Source organism: Brevibacterium sp. HMSC08F02 (assembly GCF_001807555.1).
Classification (GTDB): domain Bacteria; phylum Actinomycetota; class Actinomycetes; order Actinomycetales; family Brevibacteriaceae; genus Brevibacterium; species Brevibacterium ravenspurgense.
Window position 1 is genome coordinate 248,386 of sequence record NZ_KV789361.1, and the last position, 16,998, is coordinate 265,383.

Consider the following 16,998-nt stretch of genomic DNA (forward strand, 5'->3'; position numbering starts at 1 on the left):
AAAGGGCGGCCTCCAGTTTGTGTCTGAACTACTGTACCGAATGCGGTAGTGATCTCCGTCATGCGGCTTGCACAGGTCTATGTCCGTGCCACCCTCTACGCTTGTGCCCATGCGGATCCTTCACACTTCGGACTGGCACATCGGACGGACGTTCCACGGCATGAACACCGTTCCGCACTTCCTTGAGTACGCCGACTTCCTCATTGAGACCATCAAAAGCAGCTCGGCTGATGTGCTGCTTGTCTCCGGCGATGTCTTCGACCGGGCCGTTCCGCCGCTGGACGCTCTGGAGGCCTACGAAACCACGATGGCTCGGGTCTTAGACACCGGTGCAGTCGCAGTGTTGACCAGCGGCAATCACGACTCCCACCAAAGGCTGGGGGTCGGCCGCCGACTCATGGAATCCTCCGGGCTGTACATTCGCACGTCCCTTTCCGACATTGAACGACCCGTTGTGCTCGGCGACGACGGCGACCGCACAGTCGTATACGGAATCCCCTACTTGGAGCCTGCCCTCGTCAGCGGCGTCTTCGACACCTCGCGCACACACAGCGCAGTTCTCAATGCAGCAATAGGGCGCATACTCGCCCACCGTGCGCAGCACTGTCCGGACCACACGGCGATCGTCATGGCACACGGATTCATCGCCGGTGCCGAACCCAGCGATTCCGAAAGATCAATTGAGATCGGAGGTGTGGGCAGGGCGGAAGCGGACCTCTTCACGTGGGCTGACTATGCCGCCCTCGGCCACCTGCACCGCCCACAGACCGTCGCACCGAACGTGCGGTATTCGGGTTCGCCCCTCCCCTATTCCTTTTCCGAGGCCGGCACAAACAAGCTCATGTGGCTGTACGACACCCGGTCCGGAGCGATCGATTCTGTGACGATCCCCGAGATCCTTCCGATCGCTTCTCTTACGGGCAGCGTCGATCAGCTGCTGGTAAAAGCACCCGTTTACCAGGACCACGCGGTCGAGGTGCGGCTGACCAACACCACGGTCCCGCAGGGCGCTTTGGACTCACTCCGGAAAGCATTTCCGCAGCTGCTCAGCGTCCAGTGGATCAACCTCGTGCAGACTACGGCGCCACGGGGCAGGAAAAAAGAGACTATTGACGACGCCGAGGTGTTCGCGCAGTTCTGCAGAGCAGCCGCCGGTCGACCCCCTTCGGAATCCGAACGTGAACTGTTCGCCAACGCGATGCAGTGGGCTCAGGAGCGGACTCGATGAAATTCCACACGCTGTCCGTGGAAGGCTTCGGTGCCTTCAGCCAACGCCAGACGGTCGACTTTGACACCCTTGCCGACGACGGCCTGTTCCTCATTTCCGGCCCCACGGGGTCGGGCAAGACCACCATCCTCGACGCTGTCACGTTTGCCCTGTTCGGCCGTGTTCCCGGTGTGCGCAATGATGCAGGCGAACTGCGTTCCACCTACGCCGGTCCCGACACGCCCACGACCGTCGTGCTCGATTTCACAGCGGACGGACGCAGGTGGAAAGTTGAACGCAGCCCAAGCTACGACCGACCAAAACTGCGCGGCGAAGGCACGACGAAAGAAAAGCCGCGGGCATATCTGTTTGAACAGCGCGGTAAGGATTGGACGCCCGTGGCTTCCGGCAGCCGCCAGGTGGGCGAAGCCCTCGCACCGGTCATAGGCCTCACAGCAGAGCAGTTCACCAAAATCGTGCTGCTCCCCCAGGGAGAATTCACGGCCTTCCTCAGAGCTGACACAGCTGAGCGAGAACCCCTGCTGCGCAAGCTGTTCGGAACAGAGCGCTTCAGCTCCGTCGAAGACTGGTTCCAACAGCGGTCACAAGACGCAAGGCAGAAACTCGACGACATCATGCGGCACCGCTGCGATGTCATGAAGACCGCAGCTGAACAGTGTCTCGACCGCCTGGCAGTGCCAGACGACCAACGGCCGGGATTCGTTGACGTCGTCGCTTTTCTGGCTGCTGCGAAAACAGCTGCAGTCGAGCACGCAGAAACAGCGACCATCGCTGCCAGAACCGCTGATGAAAGCCTTGAGCTTCACAACAACCGTGCCCAAGAACTGAAAAGCGCCGCCGTAAAATCCGAGGCTCTCGAAGAGCACCGGCGGTTGGAAGCTGAGCATGAGAACCAGCGGGAGGCTGTCGAGGCCGCCCGCTGCGAACTCGAACGCAAGAAAGCGGCGGATCGCATCATGCCGAGCCTGCGCGAACAGAGAAAAGCTCACCGAGCGCTTTCAGATGCTCAACAGCAACACGAACGGGCACAGGAAGAACTGAAAGCTTCACTAGGCCAGGTTGAGGATCTCGCACAGTGCGAATCCGTCACAAACACCGCTTACTCCGCAGCAGGCAGCCTGGCCCGCAGTCTGCGCAGGCGGGAAGCGCTCGAAGCTGAGAGCAGACGATGCCGAGAAGCGCTCGAGGCCGCGCACGAAGAGCTGAAGAAAGCCCAAGCGGCCCACACCGAAGCCGCCCAAGCCGACACGGCGGCGCAGAACGAACTCGCGGAAGCACCCGATCTCGCCAAGCTCGAAGCCGAACACCAAGACATCGCGACGCACGCCGACAGTGCGCTCAATGCCCACAGGCGACACGCTGAAATGCAGGACCTCGTCCAGAGCGCACAGGCGGTGCTGCGCGAGCGTGAAGACACCGTACGTGATGCGACAGAGCACTTTCGGAAAGTCCGGGGCCTGCGTCTGAGCGCAATAGCGTCTGAACTTGCCCGGGACCTGCGTCAAGGACACGCATGCCCAGTGTGCGGATCGGAAGAACACCCGAGTCCGGCCAGGGCGGCGGGCGCAGAGAACTCACGGGATGCAGAAGAACGGGCCGAACGAGCAGCTGATCGGGCGCAAACGGCACTCGACGAGGCACGCACTGCCGTTTCATCGGCCCAAGCGCAGCTGGCTGCCGCGGAAGAGGCCGTGCAGAATGCGAAGTTCACCGACCCCGACGAAGCTCGGGGGGCTTTGGACAAAGCCGCCGCTGAACTGCAACGCGGACGCGAAGTTCAGCAGAAACTCAAGGGGGCAGCAGAACGCGCGGCTCTGCGCTTGGCATCTGCTCACGAACGGCTGACAACCGCGCAGCAGCAGACCGATGCGGCCAGGGAGCGCTTTACGGATGCTGACTCGCAGATGGATGCCATGTCACAGACGCATGATTCCGTTTTCGCTCCCGACATCCGCGCCGCAGGGGTCGAGGTCCCGGACACTGCCGAGGCTGCATCCGCCGTTGCCGAGGCCCTCAGCAGACGGATGTCGCTCATCCGCAAGCTGCAGACTGCCGAAGACCACGTGCAGCGCGCCGAGCGCGAGTTCACCCAGCGTGCGGCTGACTACGCCGCCCAGCTCGAAGCATCCGCATTTGCGGATGACCACCAGCTTGAGAAGGCGGCGGCTTCCGATGCCGAGCAGCTCGAAAACGTGCTGACGGCGAATGAATACCGGAAAACCAAACTGCATGAAAACCGAAACAGCGACTGGTTCGCGGAAGCTCAGACGCTGCCCAGCGCACAGGAATGTCATGATCGCGCCGCGGAGGCAGCCGCTGCCGCTGACACCTGGGCTCAGCAGTCACAGCGGCTGCACCAGCGCCTAGCTGTCGTCGCCGACCGTCTGAATTCCCTGGAAAGACTCCTCGAGCGCTTCACAGCCGAATCCGATCATGAGCGCCGCGCAATTGATCGGCTGAAAGAAGAAGTCCAATTGTCGGACCTTGTACGCGGCACAGCGCAGCATTCGAAGCTGCCTTTGAGCTCGTTCGCGCTTCTAGGACTGTTCGAAGCGGTCACACGCAGCGCCTCAGACCGACTCAGCGCCATGACCAGCGGGCGATACCGTCTGTCAGTGAATCCTCTTGGGCAGAGAAAGGAACGCAAAGCGGGACTCAGCCTCGTCATCCACGATGCGTTTTCCGAAAGCGAGCGTGATCCCCGTTCCCTGTCGGGTGGCGAGTCATTCATGGCCGCACTGGCTTTGGCACTCGGCCTGGCTGACACAGTGGCTGAAACGGCAGGGGGCCTTCGTCTGGACACCCTCTTCATTGACGAAGGCTTCGGCAGCCTCGACCCCGATTCACTGGACGCGGTGCTCACCGTGCTCGATGAGCTGCGCACGGGAGGTCGCTGTCTCGGGGTTATCTCCCACGTCGAATCCATGCAGCGGGCAATACCGGCAAAGATCATCGTCGACCCGGGTCCTGCCGGTTCCAGCATCCACACCTCCGGGCTGAAAGATTCCCCGGGCGCCTCCAGCATGTAAGCAGCAGAATCGGATAACGTGGAACTGTGCTTGTCCTCAGTATTTCCAGTCTCAAAGGCGGCGTCGGCAAGACGTCGGTAACTCTCGGCCTGGCTTCTGCCGCGCAGAGCCGCGGAATCCCGACCCTCGTGGTCGACATGGACCCCCAGGCTGACGCATCGACGGGGCTCGACGTCCCGATTTCCACGCCGCTGGACATCGCGGATGTCCTTGCCGCACCGAAATCAAAGCTCGCACGCGAAGCGATGGTGCCCAGCGGATGGACCGACAAGGGGTCCAGCCGGCTCGACGTCATCCCCGGCTCACCGCGTGCCGCCGAATTCGATCGCCCCAGTCTGTCAGAGCGCTATCTCAAGAGGCTGCGCGATGCACTTGACAGGGTGTCCGACGTTTACAGACTGGTCATCATCGACTGCCCACCATCGCTCAACGGCCTTACGCGCACGGCCTGGACAGCCAGCAACCGGGTTCTCGTCGTCACTGAACCCGGTCTGTTCTCTGTCGCTGCGGCTGATCGTGCACTGCGCGCCTCAGATGAACTGCGCAAGCGCACAGCCAAAGACCTGCAGCCTCTGGGCATTGCGCTTAACCGCGTGCGTCCGTCGTCGCGCGAACACAGCTTCCGCATCAACGAACTCAAGGACATGTTCGGGCCGCTGGTGATCAACCCGCCGCTTCCCGAACGCACTGTTCTGCAGCAGGCACAGGGTTCTGCCCGACCGATTCACCAGTGGCCTGGGCGTCCCGCCAGCGAACTTGCTCGCGCTTTTGACAAGATTCTCGATCGTGCGCTGCGCAGCGAAAACATTCGGGGACGACGCCCCGCTGAAGAACCCTCTGCAGCGCCGGCATCGCCGACTGCGAACACACCACCGCAGCAGCAGCCGCAGAGCACTGATGCTGGTTCGCAGGCCCAGACAACCGGGTCAAAGGTCGAAAAGCCCAAGGACACGAACACTGCGCCTTCCAGCCCCGCTGAACCGCAGACGCAGAGCGTAGGCCCCCCACCCGCCGGCACCTCCGCCAAGCCGAAAAACCGACCGGCCGACAAGTCCGCACCCGCAGACACCTCCGCCAAGCGGGAAAACCAGCCGGCCGACAAGGCCGCACCCGCAGCAAAGCCCGGTACAGCAGAAAAACGCGATCCTGCGACGAAACCTGGCCCAAGCCAGAAACCCGCCGCCGAAAAGCCAGCTGAAACCGCCAAGGCGAAAGGCCAGGCTGAAAAGACCCAGCCGGCGGAACAGACAGCGCAGACAGATAAGTCCGAACCCGCGAAGCTGACCGGCCCGCGCCCCGACGGCACATACCCCAGCCGTCGTGAACTTCGCCAGAGGCGCGCAGACTGACGCACACCCAGACACAGCACAACAGAGGCGGCCAGGAGATGTTCTCCTGGCCGCCTCTGTGTATCAGGCCTTCAGTCCCCCAGGGCGCAAATCAGCTTGACTTGCGCGCCCTCCGAAGTGCGAGTTCGTCAATCGGCAGCTGTGCCTGTTCGGGCCTTTCGCTGGGAAGTTCAGACAGTGTTCCTTCGACTTCACGCCATACCTGGCCGACGGCGATGCCGAACACGCCCTGACCGCCCTGGACGAGGTCAACGACTTCATCAGCGGACGTGCACTCAAACACCGACGCGCCGTCGCTCATCAGGGTGATGCGCGAGAGATCATCGATTCCGTGTTCGCGCAGGTGTCCCACGGCGGTGCGAATCTGGTTAAGGGCGACCCCGGTATCAAGAAGGCGCTTGATGACCTTGAGCACCAGAATGTCGCGGAAAGAATACAGGCGCTGCGAACCCGATCCGGTTGCAGTGCGAATAGAGGGAACGACGAGGTCCGTGCGTGCCCAGTAGTCGAGCTGACGGTACGTGATGTCAACGACACGGCACACCGTGGGACCGCGGTAGCCCGCGTCTTCGTCGAGCTCCGGAAGATCGTCGTCAAAAAGCAGCCCTTGGGCTGCGCGCGGAATCGGCTTGACCGATTCTTCTGTTGAGTGGCTCACGCCATCTCCTCCTTAGACCCCTGGGGGAAGTAAGGGCACGTTGTCGAAGTCCTCTGAGTTTACCGCATAGGACAGACACGAGCCCGGGGCTGCCTTCAAGAAGAACCTATGTGCTGGGCGGAGTCGTTTCAAACATTTAGAAGATAACGTTTCTGCGTGTCGTCGTTATCCTAGGAATCGAAACTGTGCTCAGCCTTCCCGTTCGGGCTGCTTTTCCGCAAGCAGCCTGGTTTTCACCGTGGAAGCGTACTTGTCTTCGTACTGCTGCCCGGACAGGCGCAGAATCTCGTACATCACCTCATCGGTGATCGAACGCAGCAGGAACCTGTCGTGCTCAAGATCCTGATAGCGGCTGAAGTCCATCGGCTCACCGAACACCACGCCCACACGGCGCAGCTTGGGGATGACGGAACCGGTTTTGAGCACCTTGTCCGTGCCGATGACAGCAACCGGAATGACCGGCACACCAGCCTCGAGAACCAGGCGGGCAACGCCGGTACGACCGCGGTAGAGCTTCCCGTCGGGACTGCGTGTGCCCTCCGGGTAGATGCCCAGGAGAGCCCCGCTCTTGAGCACTTTCAGACCGGCCTGCAGCGACGCCTCGGAAGCGGATCCTCCGCCTCGGTCCATGGGGAGTTGGTTCGTGGCCTTGAAGAACCACTTGGTGAAGAAGCCGGTGATTCCGCGCCCCATGAAGTAGTCCTTCTTAGCCAGGTAGACCACGGGACGCGGTGCAACGAGCGGCGTGAAGATTGAATCGACAAACGAAAGGTGATTTCCGGCGATGATCGCCCCGCCCTCAGCCGGTATGTTCTCGAGGCCGCGAACCCAGGGACGAAAAAGAGCCTTGAGAAGCGGACCGACGAAGATCCGCTTAAGCAGCCAGTAGAACACTCAGAGCCTTTCGGGACGCACCGCGCTTGTTTGCGCTTCCGAGTATAGGTCCTTTGCGACCCTCTGCTGTGGCATCCTGGAAACATGACCGCCCAGCACGCAGCAGACTTGACGCAGCCCCTCCGCCTGAACGGCTCAGGTGACGTAGGGATTCTCGCCGTTCACGGCTTCACCGGCTCTCCCGCCACGATGCGACCACTTGCACAGGCTCTCCACGCCAGCACCGGCGCGCCGACCTCTGTTCCGCTGCTGCCCGGACACGGCACGAATCTGAAGGACATGGCTGCCAGCACGTGGCAGCAGTGGAGTGAAGCGGTCGACCAGGCCGCTGACGAACTGCGCACCGAGTGCCGTGAAATCGTCATCATCGGATTGTCAATGGGCGGGGCCCTCAGTCTGCACACTGCGGCCAAACGCTCAGACATTGCACACGTCGGTCTCATCAATCCGGCCGTCTATGTCGACAGCCCCTTCGCGCCTTTTGCCGGTGCTTTGTCCATATTCATCAAACGGGTGTCGGGGATTGAGAACGCAATCAACAAGCCCGGACAGGACGAACAGGCGTACCCGCAGGTGCCTCTGCCAAGCGTCGGTGAACTGTACCGAGGTGTCGGGGTCGTGCGCTCCGAACTGTGGCGGGTGCACGCACCGATCACCTATTTCCTATCCGGGACCGACGATGTGGTGGAACCGCGTTCGTGGAACTGTGTGCGCCAAGGTGTGCGCGGACCGATGAGAACCGTTCCGCTGCCCATGAGCAATCACGTTGCAACCCTCGACTATGACGCAGGCAAGATCGAAGAAGAGCTGACCGCCGTCGTCCGTCAGCTGCAGGAGGAATCCCGTGGCGCGTGACGAAGACGGACCCGAGTGGGATCGGCTGAACCAGGATGAGAAGGTCACCGATGAGCAATGGGACTCGATCATGTCCGGCTACAGCGATTTCGACGCGGTCAATTCCGAGGTGTCTGCTTCAGAAACTGCCGACTACCTAGCAGAACAGGATGGCTGGACGGCTCCCCCAGCGCCGAAGATCGGCATTCGCAGTGCACGACCAGGGCTCGTCGTATCCACAGCCGCATTTCTGCTCGGGATCATCGGGCTGGTTCTGACCGCGCTGTTCTTTCGCTCGGCACCGGGACTTGTGACCGCGTTCTTCATCGTGTGTGCTGCAGGGGGTGCGGTTGCATTGATACTGTTCCTCCCCCAGTCCCGCACCGACCGCTATGACGACGGCGCGCAGGTGTGAATCTCCGTGTCAGTGCCAGGTGAGACGATTCCGGGATGAAGGAATTTCCCGGTTTCGATCTCCCGGAGCCCGCACGTTCCGGCCAGCTGAGCATCGCCGACATCGGCACTGATCTAAGCGACGTCACGTTCACGGTGCTCGATTTCGAAACCACCGGAGCAGACCGCGGCGGCGGCAACGTCACAGAGATCGGCGCCGTCCGTGTTCGCGGCGGAAGAATCGACGGAGAATTCCAGACCCTCGTCAATCCAGCTGGCCAGGCCATATCGCCGTTTGTGCAGCGACTGACCGGCATCAGCAATTCCATGGTGGTCACAGCACCGGAAATGAGGGCGGTGCTGCCGTCGTTTTTGGAATTCGCACGAGGCACGGTCTTAGTTGCCCACAATGCGCCGTTCGACATCGGCATTCTCAGGCGAGCCTGCGAAGAACACGACTACCCGTGGCCTGGCTTTCCCGTAGTCGACACCCTCACACTCGCCAGGCGGCTGCTTCCCAAAACGGAAGTGCGCAATCACAAGCTCGGCACACTCGCACAGCACTTTGGCACAGCGACTGACCCCGAACACAGGGCACTCGCAGATGCTCGAGCAACGACGGAGCTCCTCCACCACCTCTTCGACCGTCTGGGCGGCTACGGTGTCACAACGCTCGAAGAACTGCTGTCGATCAAACCCAAAGGGCTTGGCCGCAGGCGCACGAAACTGCACTTGGCAGAAAATGTTCCCTCAGCTCCCGGCGTCTACATGTTCCTCGACGGGGCGCGCCGTGTTCTCTACATCGGAAAATCACGCGACATGCGCTCGCGTGTCCGCTCGTACTTCACTGCCGGAGAAACTCGAGGGCGCATGACGGAAATGGTGACAGCCGCACAGGAAGTCACCACAATCCCCTGCGCAACAGAAATCGAGGCCGCGGTGCGCGAAGTGCGGCTCATCGGCGAACTCGCCCCTCCCTACAACCGGCGATCGAAGAGACCAGAACGCCAAACGTGGCTGAAGTTCACCGACGAGGCGTTTCCCCGGCTGTCAGCAGTACGCTCTCGACCACCCCGAAATCTACTGGTCGCCGGCCCTTTTTCGTCGCACAAGAGCGCACTCCAGGCCAAGCAGGTGTTGGAGCAGCTGTATCCCCTGAAAACCTGCACTCAGAACCCCCGGTCCGAAAAGTTCAGGCCGTGCGCAGCCAGCCAGGTCGACGCGTGCGGCGGCCCATGCTCTGGTGTAACGGACGAACAGGCGTACCAGGACGCCATAAGCGGGCTTGAGCAGTTCGCAGCGGGTAACACGTCCGATTTCAGCCAACAGCTGCATGGAAGGCTGCGGCAGCTGTCCCAGAATCAGCGCTTTGAAACTGCCGGGGAAACACTGGATGCGGCAGTGCACATGCTGCGCGTCCAAGCACGGGCAGAAGCAGCAGACCTGCTTAAGGACACCGAGCAGATAACCGCAGCGCGCCCGCAACCTGACGGAAGCTGGGAACTGGCGCTCATCCGCTGGGGACGGCTGGCCGCATCAGAAACTGCTGCAAAAACCTCTGGCGTGCTCAGCGCGGCACAGGCGATCGAAGCGACAGCCGCCCACGTTGAACCTGATCAGCACACGCTGCTGGAAGAGCACACGCTTCTGTCAGGGTGGATGTACGCTGTGGGAACCGTACTCATCAGCTCGACGGCACCTCTGCTTTTGCCGCGAACAGGTTTCAGCTATGCCTCAGCGCAGCTGGGCTCAAGCGGACGCGGCGGCTGACTCTTCAACCAGCTGGTCGAGCTTCGCCGCGGCCTTTCCGGCATCAAGCGTTTCCTGAGCACGCTGGAACTGAGCCGACAAGCGGTCGGCAAGCGGCGCCTCGGCGTCATCAGAAGCGGCCACGAGCGCCGCCGCGGCATTGAGCAGCACAGCGTCTCGCACAGGCCCGGTCTCCCCGTCCAGGGTGCGGCGGATAACGGAGGCGTTGTATGCGGGATCGCCGCCGCGCAGGTCATCCTTTGTCACACGTGCAATGCCCAGTGACGTCGCATCGAATACCGAGTGCTCAATCTGTCCGCCGCGCACTTCCCACACGTCATTGACTGCAGTGTTGGACAGTTCGTCAAGACCGTCCTGCGAACGGAAGACCAAAGCGGAATCGCCGCGTTCAGCAAGCACACCCGCAATAAGCGGCGCCATAGCAGGATCCGACACGCCGATGGCGGTCGAACGCGTGCCGGCCGGATTGGCGAGCGGGCCGAGGATGTTGAACGCACTGGGCACTGCAATCTGCTTGCGCACAGGGGCGATGAAGCGCATAGACGGGTGGTAGACGTTCGCAAACAAGAACGCCATGCCGACTTTCTGGGCAACCGCTGCAGTCTCCTCCGGGGTCAGGTCCAGGGCCAGCCCAAGGTGTTCAAAAACATCAGCCGACCCCGAGGCCGAGGAGGTAGCCCGGTTTCCGTGCTTTGCCACCGGCACCCCGGTTCCGGCGATGACGAACGAAGCTGTCGATGAGATGTTCACCGTCTTGGCCCGGTCGCCGCCGGTGCCGACGATGTCGACATAGCCGTCGAGACCTTCGATGGAAACGGCGTGCTCCATCATCGCCGACACAAGACCCGTGATCTCTTCGACGGTTTCGCCCTTGCCGTGGTGGGCTACCAGGAACGCGGCCATCGTGACGTCGGGGACGTCACCGGACATGATCTGGTCCATGGCCCACGCCGCGGTGCCTCGGTCCATGTGCCGGTGATCCATGAGTCCCACAATGAGGTCCGACCAGTTACGCACGTCCTTCATGACGCTGCTTTCGTTCGCGGTGAAGGGAACGGTCATAACTGTGCCTTTCTGCTGGGCAATCTGTACGGCGGGACAAACGCGGTCAGTCTATCGGCGTGAAAGGTACGGCATGTTCCCGGCCTGGCACGCACGCAATCAGATGATGAAAAGCCAAGGATTCTGAGCTCTCCATGCCACGACTCCCATACCTCATAAAACAGGCACTTGGTCGTGGCTGCTGAACGAAACGGGTGAAACTATCGCCAAACATAAACAGAACCAATTGATAGTGATACGCACCACAGTAGTGCGACACGCAGGCGAGGCAGGGCGTCACATCGAGTAAATCTTCACAAACCGCGCCAACTCGCCGAAAGATGGGTATTGAAATCTCAATTAATGAGTGAATCCTGAGTGAAAGATGAAATTCACCTGCGGACTGGGTAATAATCGTGGTGTGTCAACTGCAGCTTCATCTCAAACAGCGCCGGTTCATCCCGTGATCAGCAGGCCGAACACGACAACCATCGGGTTCATCGTGTGGCTTGCGAGCGAGCTGATGTTCTTCGCCGCGCTCTTCGCCATGTACTTCACGATCCGCTCCGTGGTTCCCGACATGTGGGCAGCGGAAACGCCCAAGCTCGAAGTGCCCTTCGCGCTCGTGAACACCTCGATCCTGGTCCTGTCTTCCGTGACCTGCCAGATCGGCGTTCACCACGCTGAGCACTTCAAGCCTCGCCGCCCGGAGGGCAAGGGCCTCTTCGCCATCGGCCAGTGGGGCATGATCGAGTGGTACTTCCTCTCGTTCGTCCTCGGCTCGATCTTCGTCGGCGGTCAGGTCATGGAGTACGCAACGCTCGTCTCCGAAGGCGTAGCAATCAACTCGAACGCCTACGGCTCCGTCTTCTACATGACGACCGGATTCCACGGTCTGCACGTCATCGGCGGACTCATCGCGTTCCTGTTCGTCATCGGACGCGCCTACGGGGCTAAGCGCTTCGGCCACCGCGAATCGACGTTTGCAGTTTGTGTTTCCTACTACTGGCACTTCGTCGACATCGTTTGGGTTGCGCTGTTCGCAATCATCTATCTGCTCCAGTAAGCGGACGACCCGCACACCCGCAGCGAAAATTTAGTAAAGGACAAGACTCGTGAAGTTTCTTGCAGAACGCCGCCGGCACCCCATGGCGCTCGTTGTTCTCCTGCTGGTCGGACTGCTGTTCACCGGCGGGGCATACGCGCTGTTCACCGGCGGAAGCGATGCCAACGCAGACGAATACTCCGCTGACCAGATCGACGCCGGTCAGAAGCTGTTCGTCACGAACTGTGCAACCTGCCACGGCATGAACGCCGAAGGCACCGAAAACGGACCCAGCCTCATCGGCGTGGGCGCATCAGCGGTCGACTTCCAGGTTGGCACAGGCCGCATGCCGCTCCAGATGCACGGCCCCCAGGCTCCCGTGAAGGCCGCGCAGTTCGACCAGGACGAAATCGACGACATGGCTGCATACGTCGCCTCGCTTGGTCCTGGCCCGGCAATTCCCGATGCTGAATACCTCGACGCCTCCAAGGGCGACGCTGCAGCAGGCGGCGGCCTGTTCCGCACGAACTGCGCCATGTGCCACAACGTGGTCGGCGCCGGTGGTGCTCTCACCCGAGGCAAGTACGCTCCGAACCTCAGCGAAGTTTCCGAGCGCCACCTCTACGAGGCAATGCAGACCGGCCCGCAGAACATGCCGATCTTCAACGACGCAAACCTCACCCCCGAAGACAAGCGCGACATCATCGCCTACATCGAAGACACCAAGAAGCCCTCCCCGGGAGGCTTCAAGCTCGGAGCCCTCGGCCCGGTTGCTGAAGGTCTCTTCATCTGGTTCTTCGGACTGTCCGCAGTCGTCGGCATCACCGTGTGGCTCACCGCCCGGTCGAAGTAAGCCAAGCCCTTATCCGTTTCGAGTACTAGACGAGGATGCACATGACCTCGAGTCACAACACTGGCACCACCGGCCAGCTTGAGCCGGTGAACGGGTTTGAGAACCCCGGCCTGCCGCAGCACAACCCCAGGATCACCGACGCTGAGCCGCTGGCTGAAAAGGCAGCGGAGCGCCAGGTCGCTCTGTGGTTCCTGCTGTCGATGATCGGAACCATCTGGTTCATCGTCTCCTTCTTCCTGTTCGGACCCAAGGGAGAGGAACCCACCCACGCAGGCCTGCGCCTCCAGACCCTCATGCTGGGTCTCGGCTCGGCTGCTGCGCTGTTCGGCCTCGGCATCGGCATTGTCCACTGGGCACGCACGCTTCTGCCCGACGCCGAAGTCGTTGAAGATCGCCACTCGATTGCCGGTTCCGAAGAAGACCAGGCTATTGCTCTGGAAATCCTCAACCAGGCAAAGGAAGAGTCGGGTATTGCCCGCCGTCCGCTTCTGCGCAACATGCTCATCGCGGCCGTTGCAATCGCTCCCCTGCCTGCCGTCCTCGTCCTGCGCGACCTCGGTCCGCTGCCGGGCGACAAACTCTTCACCACCCTGTGGAAGAAGGGCGTCCGTCTGGTGCTCGACCCGGGCGGTGTTCCCGGTGAAGGCGAAGAGCGCGCGATCAAGCTCGCTGACGTCACGATCGGCTCGGCTTACCACGTGGTGCCCGAAGGCATGCACAAGTCGGAAGAGCCGCTGAACGAAAAGGCCAAGGCTGCTGTTCTGCTTATGCGCATCAGTCCGGACGAACTCAACACTGAGCCCGGCAAGGAAGACTGGGGCGTTGACGGAGTTGTCGCATACTCCAAGATCTGCACCCACGTTGGATGCCCTGTCGCTCTGTACGAACACCAGACGCACCACCTGCTGTGCCCGTGCCACCAGTCAACCTTCGACGTGACTCAGCACTGCAAGGTCATCTTCGGCCCTGCTAAGCGTCCGCTTCCGCAGCTGCCGATCGAAGTCGACAGCGAAGGCTACCTGGTCGCCCAGAGCGACTTCCACGAGCCCGTTGGTCCGACCTTCTGGGAGATCAACACGAGGGAGACTGACGCCTGATGAGCAACACACTCACTGACAACAAAGCAATGATTGCCGGTGGCCGCTGGGTTGAATCCCGCACCGGCGCTTCCAAGGCCGTCAAGGAGTTCGGCCGGAAGATCTTCCCGAGCCACTGGTCGTTCATGCTCGGCGAGGTTGCACTCTACAGCTTCATCATTCTGGTTCTTACGGGAACCTTCCTGACGCTGTGGTTCCGCCCCACCATGGGTCACGTGATCTACGAAGGTCCGTTTGTCCCGCTCAAGGGTGTACAGATCTCTGAGGCATACGCATCGACCCTCTACATTTCGTTTGAGGTTCGCGGCGGTCTGTTCATCCGTCAGATGCACCACTGGGCAGCTCTTCTGTTCATGGCCGCTCTTTCGATCCACGCGATGCGCGTGTTCTTCACCGGCGCTTACCGCAAGCCCCGTGAGATCAACTGGATCATCGGTGTCGGCCTCATCGCCATGGGCATGGCAGCCGGCTTCACCGGCTACTCGCTGCCGGACGACCTCCTGTCGGGTAACGGTCTGCGAATCATCGACGGTCTGCTGAAGTCCATTCCGCTGGTGGGAACGTACATTTCGTTCTTCCTGTTCGGCGGGGAATTCCCTGGCGAAGACATTGTGTCCCGCCTGTACTCGATGCACATCATGGTCGTGCCAGCACTGCTCATTGCATTGATCGGTGCCCACCTGATGTTCGTCGTGATTCACAAGCACACACAGTGGCCCGGAGCCGGTCACACCAACCGCAACGTTGTCGGCGAACCCGTTCTGCCCACGTTCGCGGCTAAGGGCGGCGGCTTCTTCTTCATGATCTTCGGCCTGCTGGCCCTGATCTCCGGTGTGTTTACGATTAACGCGATCTGGAACTACGGACCGTACGACCCCTCCCCCGTTTCGGCTGGTACCCAGCCTGACTGGTACATCGGCTGGCTCGATGGATTCCTCCGAATCATGCCAGGTTGGATGGAATTCTACGTCTTCGGCTACCCGATCTCCGTTAACATCAACACCGCGCTTCTTGCCACCGGAGTTCTGTTCGTCGGGATGATCGTCTGGCCGTTCTTCGAGCAGTGGCTGACCAAGGACACCCGCGAACACCACGTTCTGGAACGTCCGCGCAACAACCCCACGCGCACCGCGTTCGGTGTGGCGGCAGCCATTTGGTACATCAACCTGTGGGCAGCAGCTTCGGGTGACCTCATCGCAGTGTTCTTCCACATGTCGCTTAACGACATGATCTACATCTTCCGAGCACTGTTCTTCCTTGGACCGATCGTCGGCTACATCGTGACTAAGCGCATCTGCCTGGCCCTTCAGCGCAAGGACCGTGAGATCGCACTGCACGGTTTCGAGTCGGGTGAAATCATCCGTCTGCCCCACGGTGAGTTCCAGGAGCGCCACAAGCCACTGTCAGAAGACAAGCTGTGGAAACTGACCGCCTTCGAAGCTCCGGGCTACATCCCCGCGCAGCCCAACGAAGACGGAGTCATTACCAAGGCGGAGAAGCGCCGCGCACGTGTTGCACGATTCTTCTATGAAGACCGCGTTGCCCCTGTCACGAAGGCAGAGCTTGACGCTGCACACCACGACCACGAAGAGGTCGAAGCAGCTGACAGCAAAAAGCTGAACTGACAATAGGCAGCTGAAGCCCCGCAGCCATTGAGGCTGCGGGGCTTCTGCTTTGCCTGCCGGCCTTAGAATGCGCTCTCCGGGCCGGGGCGATCGGCGATAACACACTCCTGTCGCCGAGGTGTTGGCCGCACTATCGACTGTTGCGGGTCACTTGGATTCAAGTGTCGTTCTTACGACAGTTGTTATCGTCAAAATCAGATCGCTACAGGTTCATCCAGCTGAGTTGCTTCCATCTGCCAGAGTCGCCCGCCTAAGAACTGATTGCGCTCAACCCCGCGTCACGGACTTCGACCTTTCAGAGCTGCTAAGTCTTACACCTACAGCTGATAAACCGTTTTCAATGCCGTCCCGGCTGTTCTTACGCACGGCAGTCCGCATTTCCGTTGGTCGTGCTTGCATCGCTCTCCCCAACTCACTGAAGTCTGCACGTTCGCGACTTGCGCAGACTTGCTGAGGGGTCGAACAGACGGAGGACACCAGCTCTACACTTCTGACAGCATGATCCTGCCTTACAAAGGTCTGACGTTATGGTTCTTCGGACATCAGCCCTTTCCTAGGACTGTAACGACCATGCTCTTGCACGTAGAGCCGTTCTGTGAAGTCCCGGGACATCGTTCACTCGGTGCGCAGGCAGTTTGAGTATGCGGCGGCTGATGTATCGCGTCATCGTTCCCCGCTAGAGGGCCTTTCATGTTCAAACCGAAGCATGTGCAGATCGGGGCACAGATGAGGCGGCTCCGTGCGTTTCTGCCTCAATATGTGCCCTAATCTGTAGAACCTACTGAGACCTGTGGTTTGTTTCTTCCCAGCGCGGTTGTTGCATGGCTGCCTATATTCCGCGCCCCACCCGTTAGCAGCAAATCCACGCTTTAGCCGCATCGAGACTCCGTTCAGCAACAGAAACTCCCATTAGAAGTTGTTGCTAAGGCGAAGAATCCGGCTAAAGGGTGTCAGGTCGCCAGAAAGGGGACGTGAATGGATACGCAAGATATCAGCGGGCAAATTCTCGGCGGCAGAAGCGACGCCGTACTCGGCCCCGCAGACGGTATCAGCCTGGGCGGAGAGGATCTGGTTGATAAACCCTTGCAGCATCTGACGCATCAGATCCGGCGAAGCCTGTGCCAGCAGATCGTCCAGATAGGTTGCAGGGTCGATAGAATGCGGAGCAGCGGTCATCGTTAC

Annotated in this window: 13 protein-coding genes and 1 pseudogene; 10 read left to right on the forward strand and 4 right to left on the reverse strand. The window is 60.7% G+C overall.

Annotated elements, in window-relative coordinates:
* Nucleotides 1-109: 109 nt before the first annotated feature.
* Genes HMPREF3172_RS07425 through HMPREF3172_RS10770 form a run of 3 tightly spaced genes read left to right on the forward strand, consistent with a single transcriptional unit; the run spans nt 110 to nt 5,606 of the window.
* Nucleotides 110-1,228, forward strand: coding sequence for a metallophosphoesterase family protein (locus HMPREF3172_RS07425; RefSeq protein ID WP_070516530.1), 1,119 nt, complete (start codon nt 110-112; stop codon nt 1,226-1,228).
* Nucleotides 1,225-4,257: an AAA family ATPase gene (locus HMPREF3172_RS07430; RefSeq protein ID WP_070516532.1), complete on the forward strand. Its 3,033-nt coding sequence runs from the start codon at nt 1,225-1,227 to the stop codon at nt 4,255-4,257. The genes HMPREF3172_RS07425 and HMPREF3172_RS07430 overlap by 4 nt, the downstream gene beginning before the upstream one ends.
* 26 nt (nt 4,258-4,283) lie before the next feature.
* Entirely contained in the window at nt 4,284-5,606 is a 1,323-nt protein-coding gene (locus HMPREF3172_RS10770; protein ID WP_070516534.1) for an AAA family ATPase, read from the forward strand.
* A 91-nt stretch (nt 5,607-5,697) separates the two neighbouring features.
* On the opposite strand, the gene HMPREF3172_RS07440 is transcribed toward HMPREF3172_RS10770, so the two are convergent.
* Both HMPREF3172_RS07440 and HMPREF3172_RS07445 read right to left on the reverse strand, forming a co-directional pair.
* Entirely contained in the window at nt 5,698-6,264 is a 567-nt protein-coding gene (locus HMPREF3172_RS07440) for a MerR family transcriptional regulator (RefSeq protein ID WP_019174972.1), read from the reverse strand.
* A 189-nt stretch (nt 6,265-6,453) separates the two neighbouring features.
* Complete coding sequence (locus HMPREF3172_RS07445) at nt 6,454-7,158, reverse strand: lysophospholipid acyltransferase family protein (protein WP_070516536.1); 705 nt, start codon at nt 7,156-7,158, stop codon at nt 6,454-6,456.
* A gap of 84 nt (nt 7,159-7,242) precedes the next feature.
* On the opposite strand from HMPREF3172_RS07445, the gene HMPREF3172_RS07450 reads away from it, so the two are divergent.
* From HMPREF3172_RS07450 to HMPREF3172_RS07460, 3 genes are read left to right on the forward strand one after another with little or no spacing between them, the layout of a single operon-like run.
* A complete protein-coding gene (locus HMPREF3172_RS07450) occupies nt 7,243-8,013 on the forward strand; it encodes an alpha/beta hydrolase (protein WP_070516538.1) in 771 nt (256 codons plus the stop codon).
* A complete protein-coding gene (locus HMPREF3172_RS07455) occupies nt 8,003-8,407 on the forward strand; it encodes a hypothetical protein (RefSeq protein WP_070516540.1) in 405 nt (134 codons plus the stop codon). Before HMPREF3172_RS07450 ends, HMPREF3172_RS07455 begins: the two co-directional genes overlap by 11 nt.
* A gap of 35 nt (nt 8,408-8,442) precedes the next feature.
* Nucleotides 8,443-10,155, forward strand: a complete 1,713-nt coding sequence (locus HMPREF3172_RS07460) for a DEDD exonuclease domain-containing protein (protein ID WP_070516541.1) — start codon at nt 8,443-8,445, stop codon at nt 10,153-10,155.
* Here the strand turns inward: HMPREF3172_RS07460 and trpD are convergent.
* Entirely contained in the window at nt 10,135-11,217 is a 1,083-nt protein-coding gene (gene trpD / locus HMPREF3172_RS07465) for an anthranilate phosphoribosyltransferase (RefSeq protein WP_070423417.1), read from the reverse strand. The genes HMPREF3172_RS07460 and trpD overlap by 21 nt on opposite strands.
* Nucleotides 11,218-11,659: 442 nt before the next feature.
* Here trpD and HMPREF3172_RS07470 point away from each other — a divergent pair, with 442 nt between their 5' ends.
* Genes HMPREF3172_RS07470 through HMPREF3172_RS07485 form a run of 4 tightly spaced genes read left to right on the forward strand, consistent with a single transcriptional unit; the run spans nt 11,660 to nt 15,816 of the window.
* Nucleotides 11,660-12,262 carry an aa3-type cytochrome oxidase subunit III gene (locus tag HMPREF3172_RS07470; RefSeq protein WP_256173297.1) on the forward strand — a complete coding sequence of 201 codons (603 nt, stop codon included), beginning with the start codon at nt 11,660-11,662 and terminating at the stop codon, nt 12,260-12,262.
* A 49-nt stretch (nt 12,263-12,311) separates the two neighbouring features.
* On the forward strand, nt 12,312-13,094 hold the full coding sequence (locus HMPREF3172_RS07475) for a cytochrome bc1 complex diheme cytochrome c subunit (protein ID WP_070516543.1): 783 nt from the start codon (nt 12,312-12,314) through the stop codon (nt 13,092-13,094).
* A gap of 41 nt (nt 13,095-13,135) precedes the next feature.
* Nucleotides 13,136-14,191, forward strand: coding sequence for a cytochrome bc1 complex Rieske iron-sulfur subunit (locus HMPREF3172_RS07480; RefSeq protein WP_019174964.1), 1,056 nt, complete (start codon nt 13,136-13,138; stop codon nt 14,189-14,191).
* Complete coding sequence (locus HMPREF3172_RS07485) at nt 14,191-15,816, forward strand: cytochrome bc1 complex cytochrome b subunit (protein WP_070516545.1); 1,626 nt, start codon at nt 14,191-14,193, stop codon at nt 15,814-15,816. Before HMPREF3172_RS07480 ends, HMPREF3172_RS07485 begins: the two co-directional genes overlap by 1 nt.
* Before the next feature lie 1,014 nt (nt 15,817-16,830).
* On the opposite strand, the pseudogene HMPREF3172_RS10440 reads toward HMPREF3172_RS07485, so the two are convergent.
* Nucleotides 16,831-16,992, reverse strand: a pseudogene (locus HMPREF3172_RS10440) (IS256 family transposase); the annotation flags it as partial.
* Between the last annotated feature and the right edge of the window lie 6 nt (nt 16,993-16,998).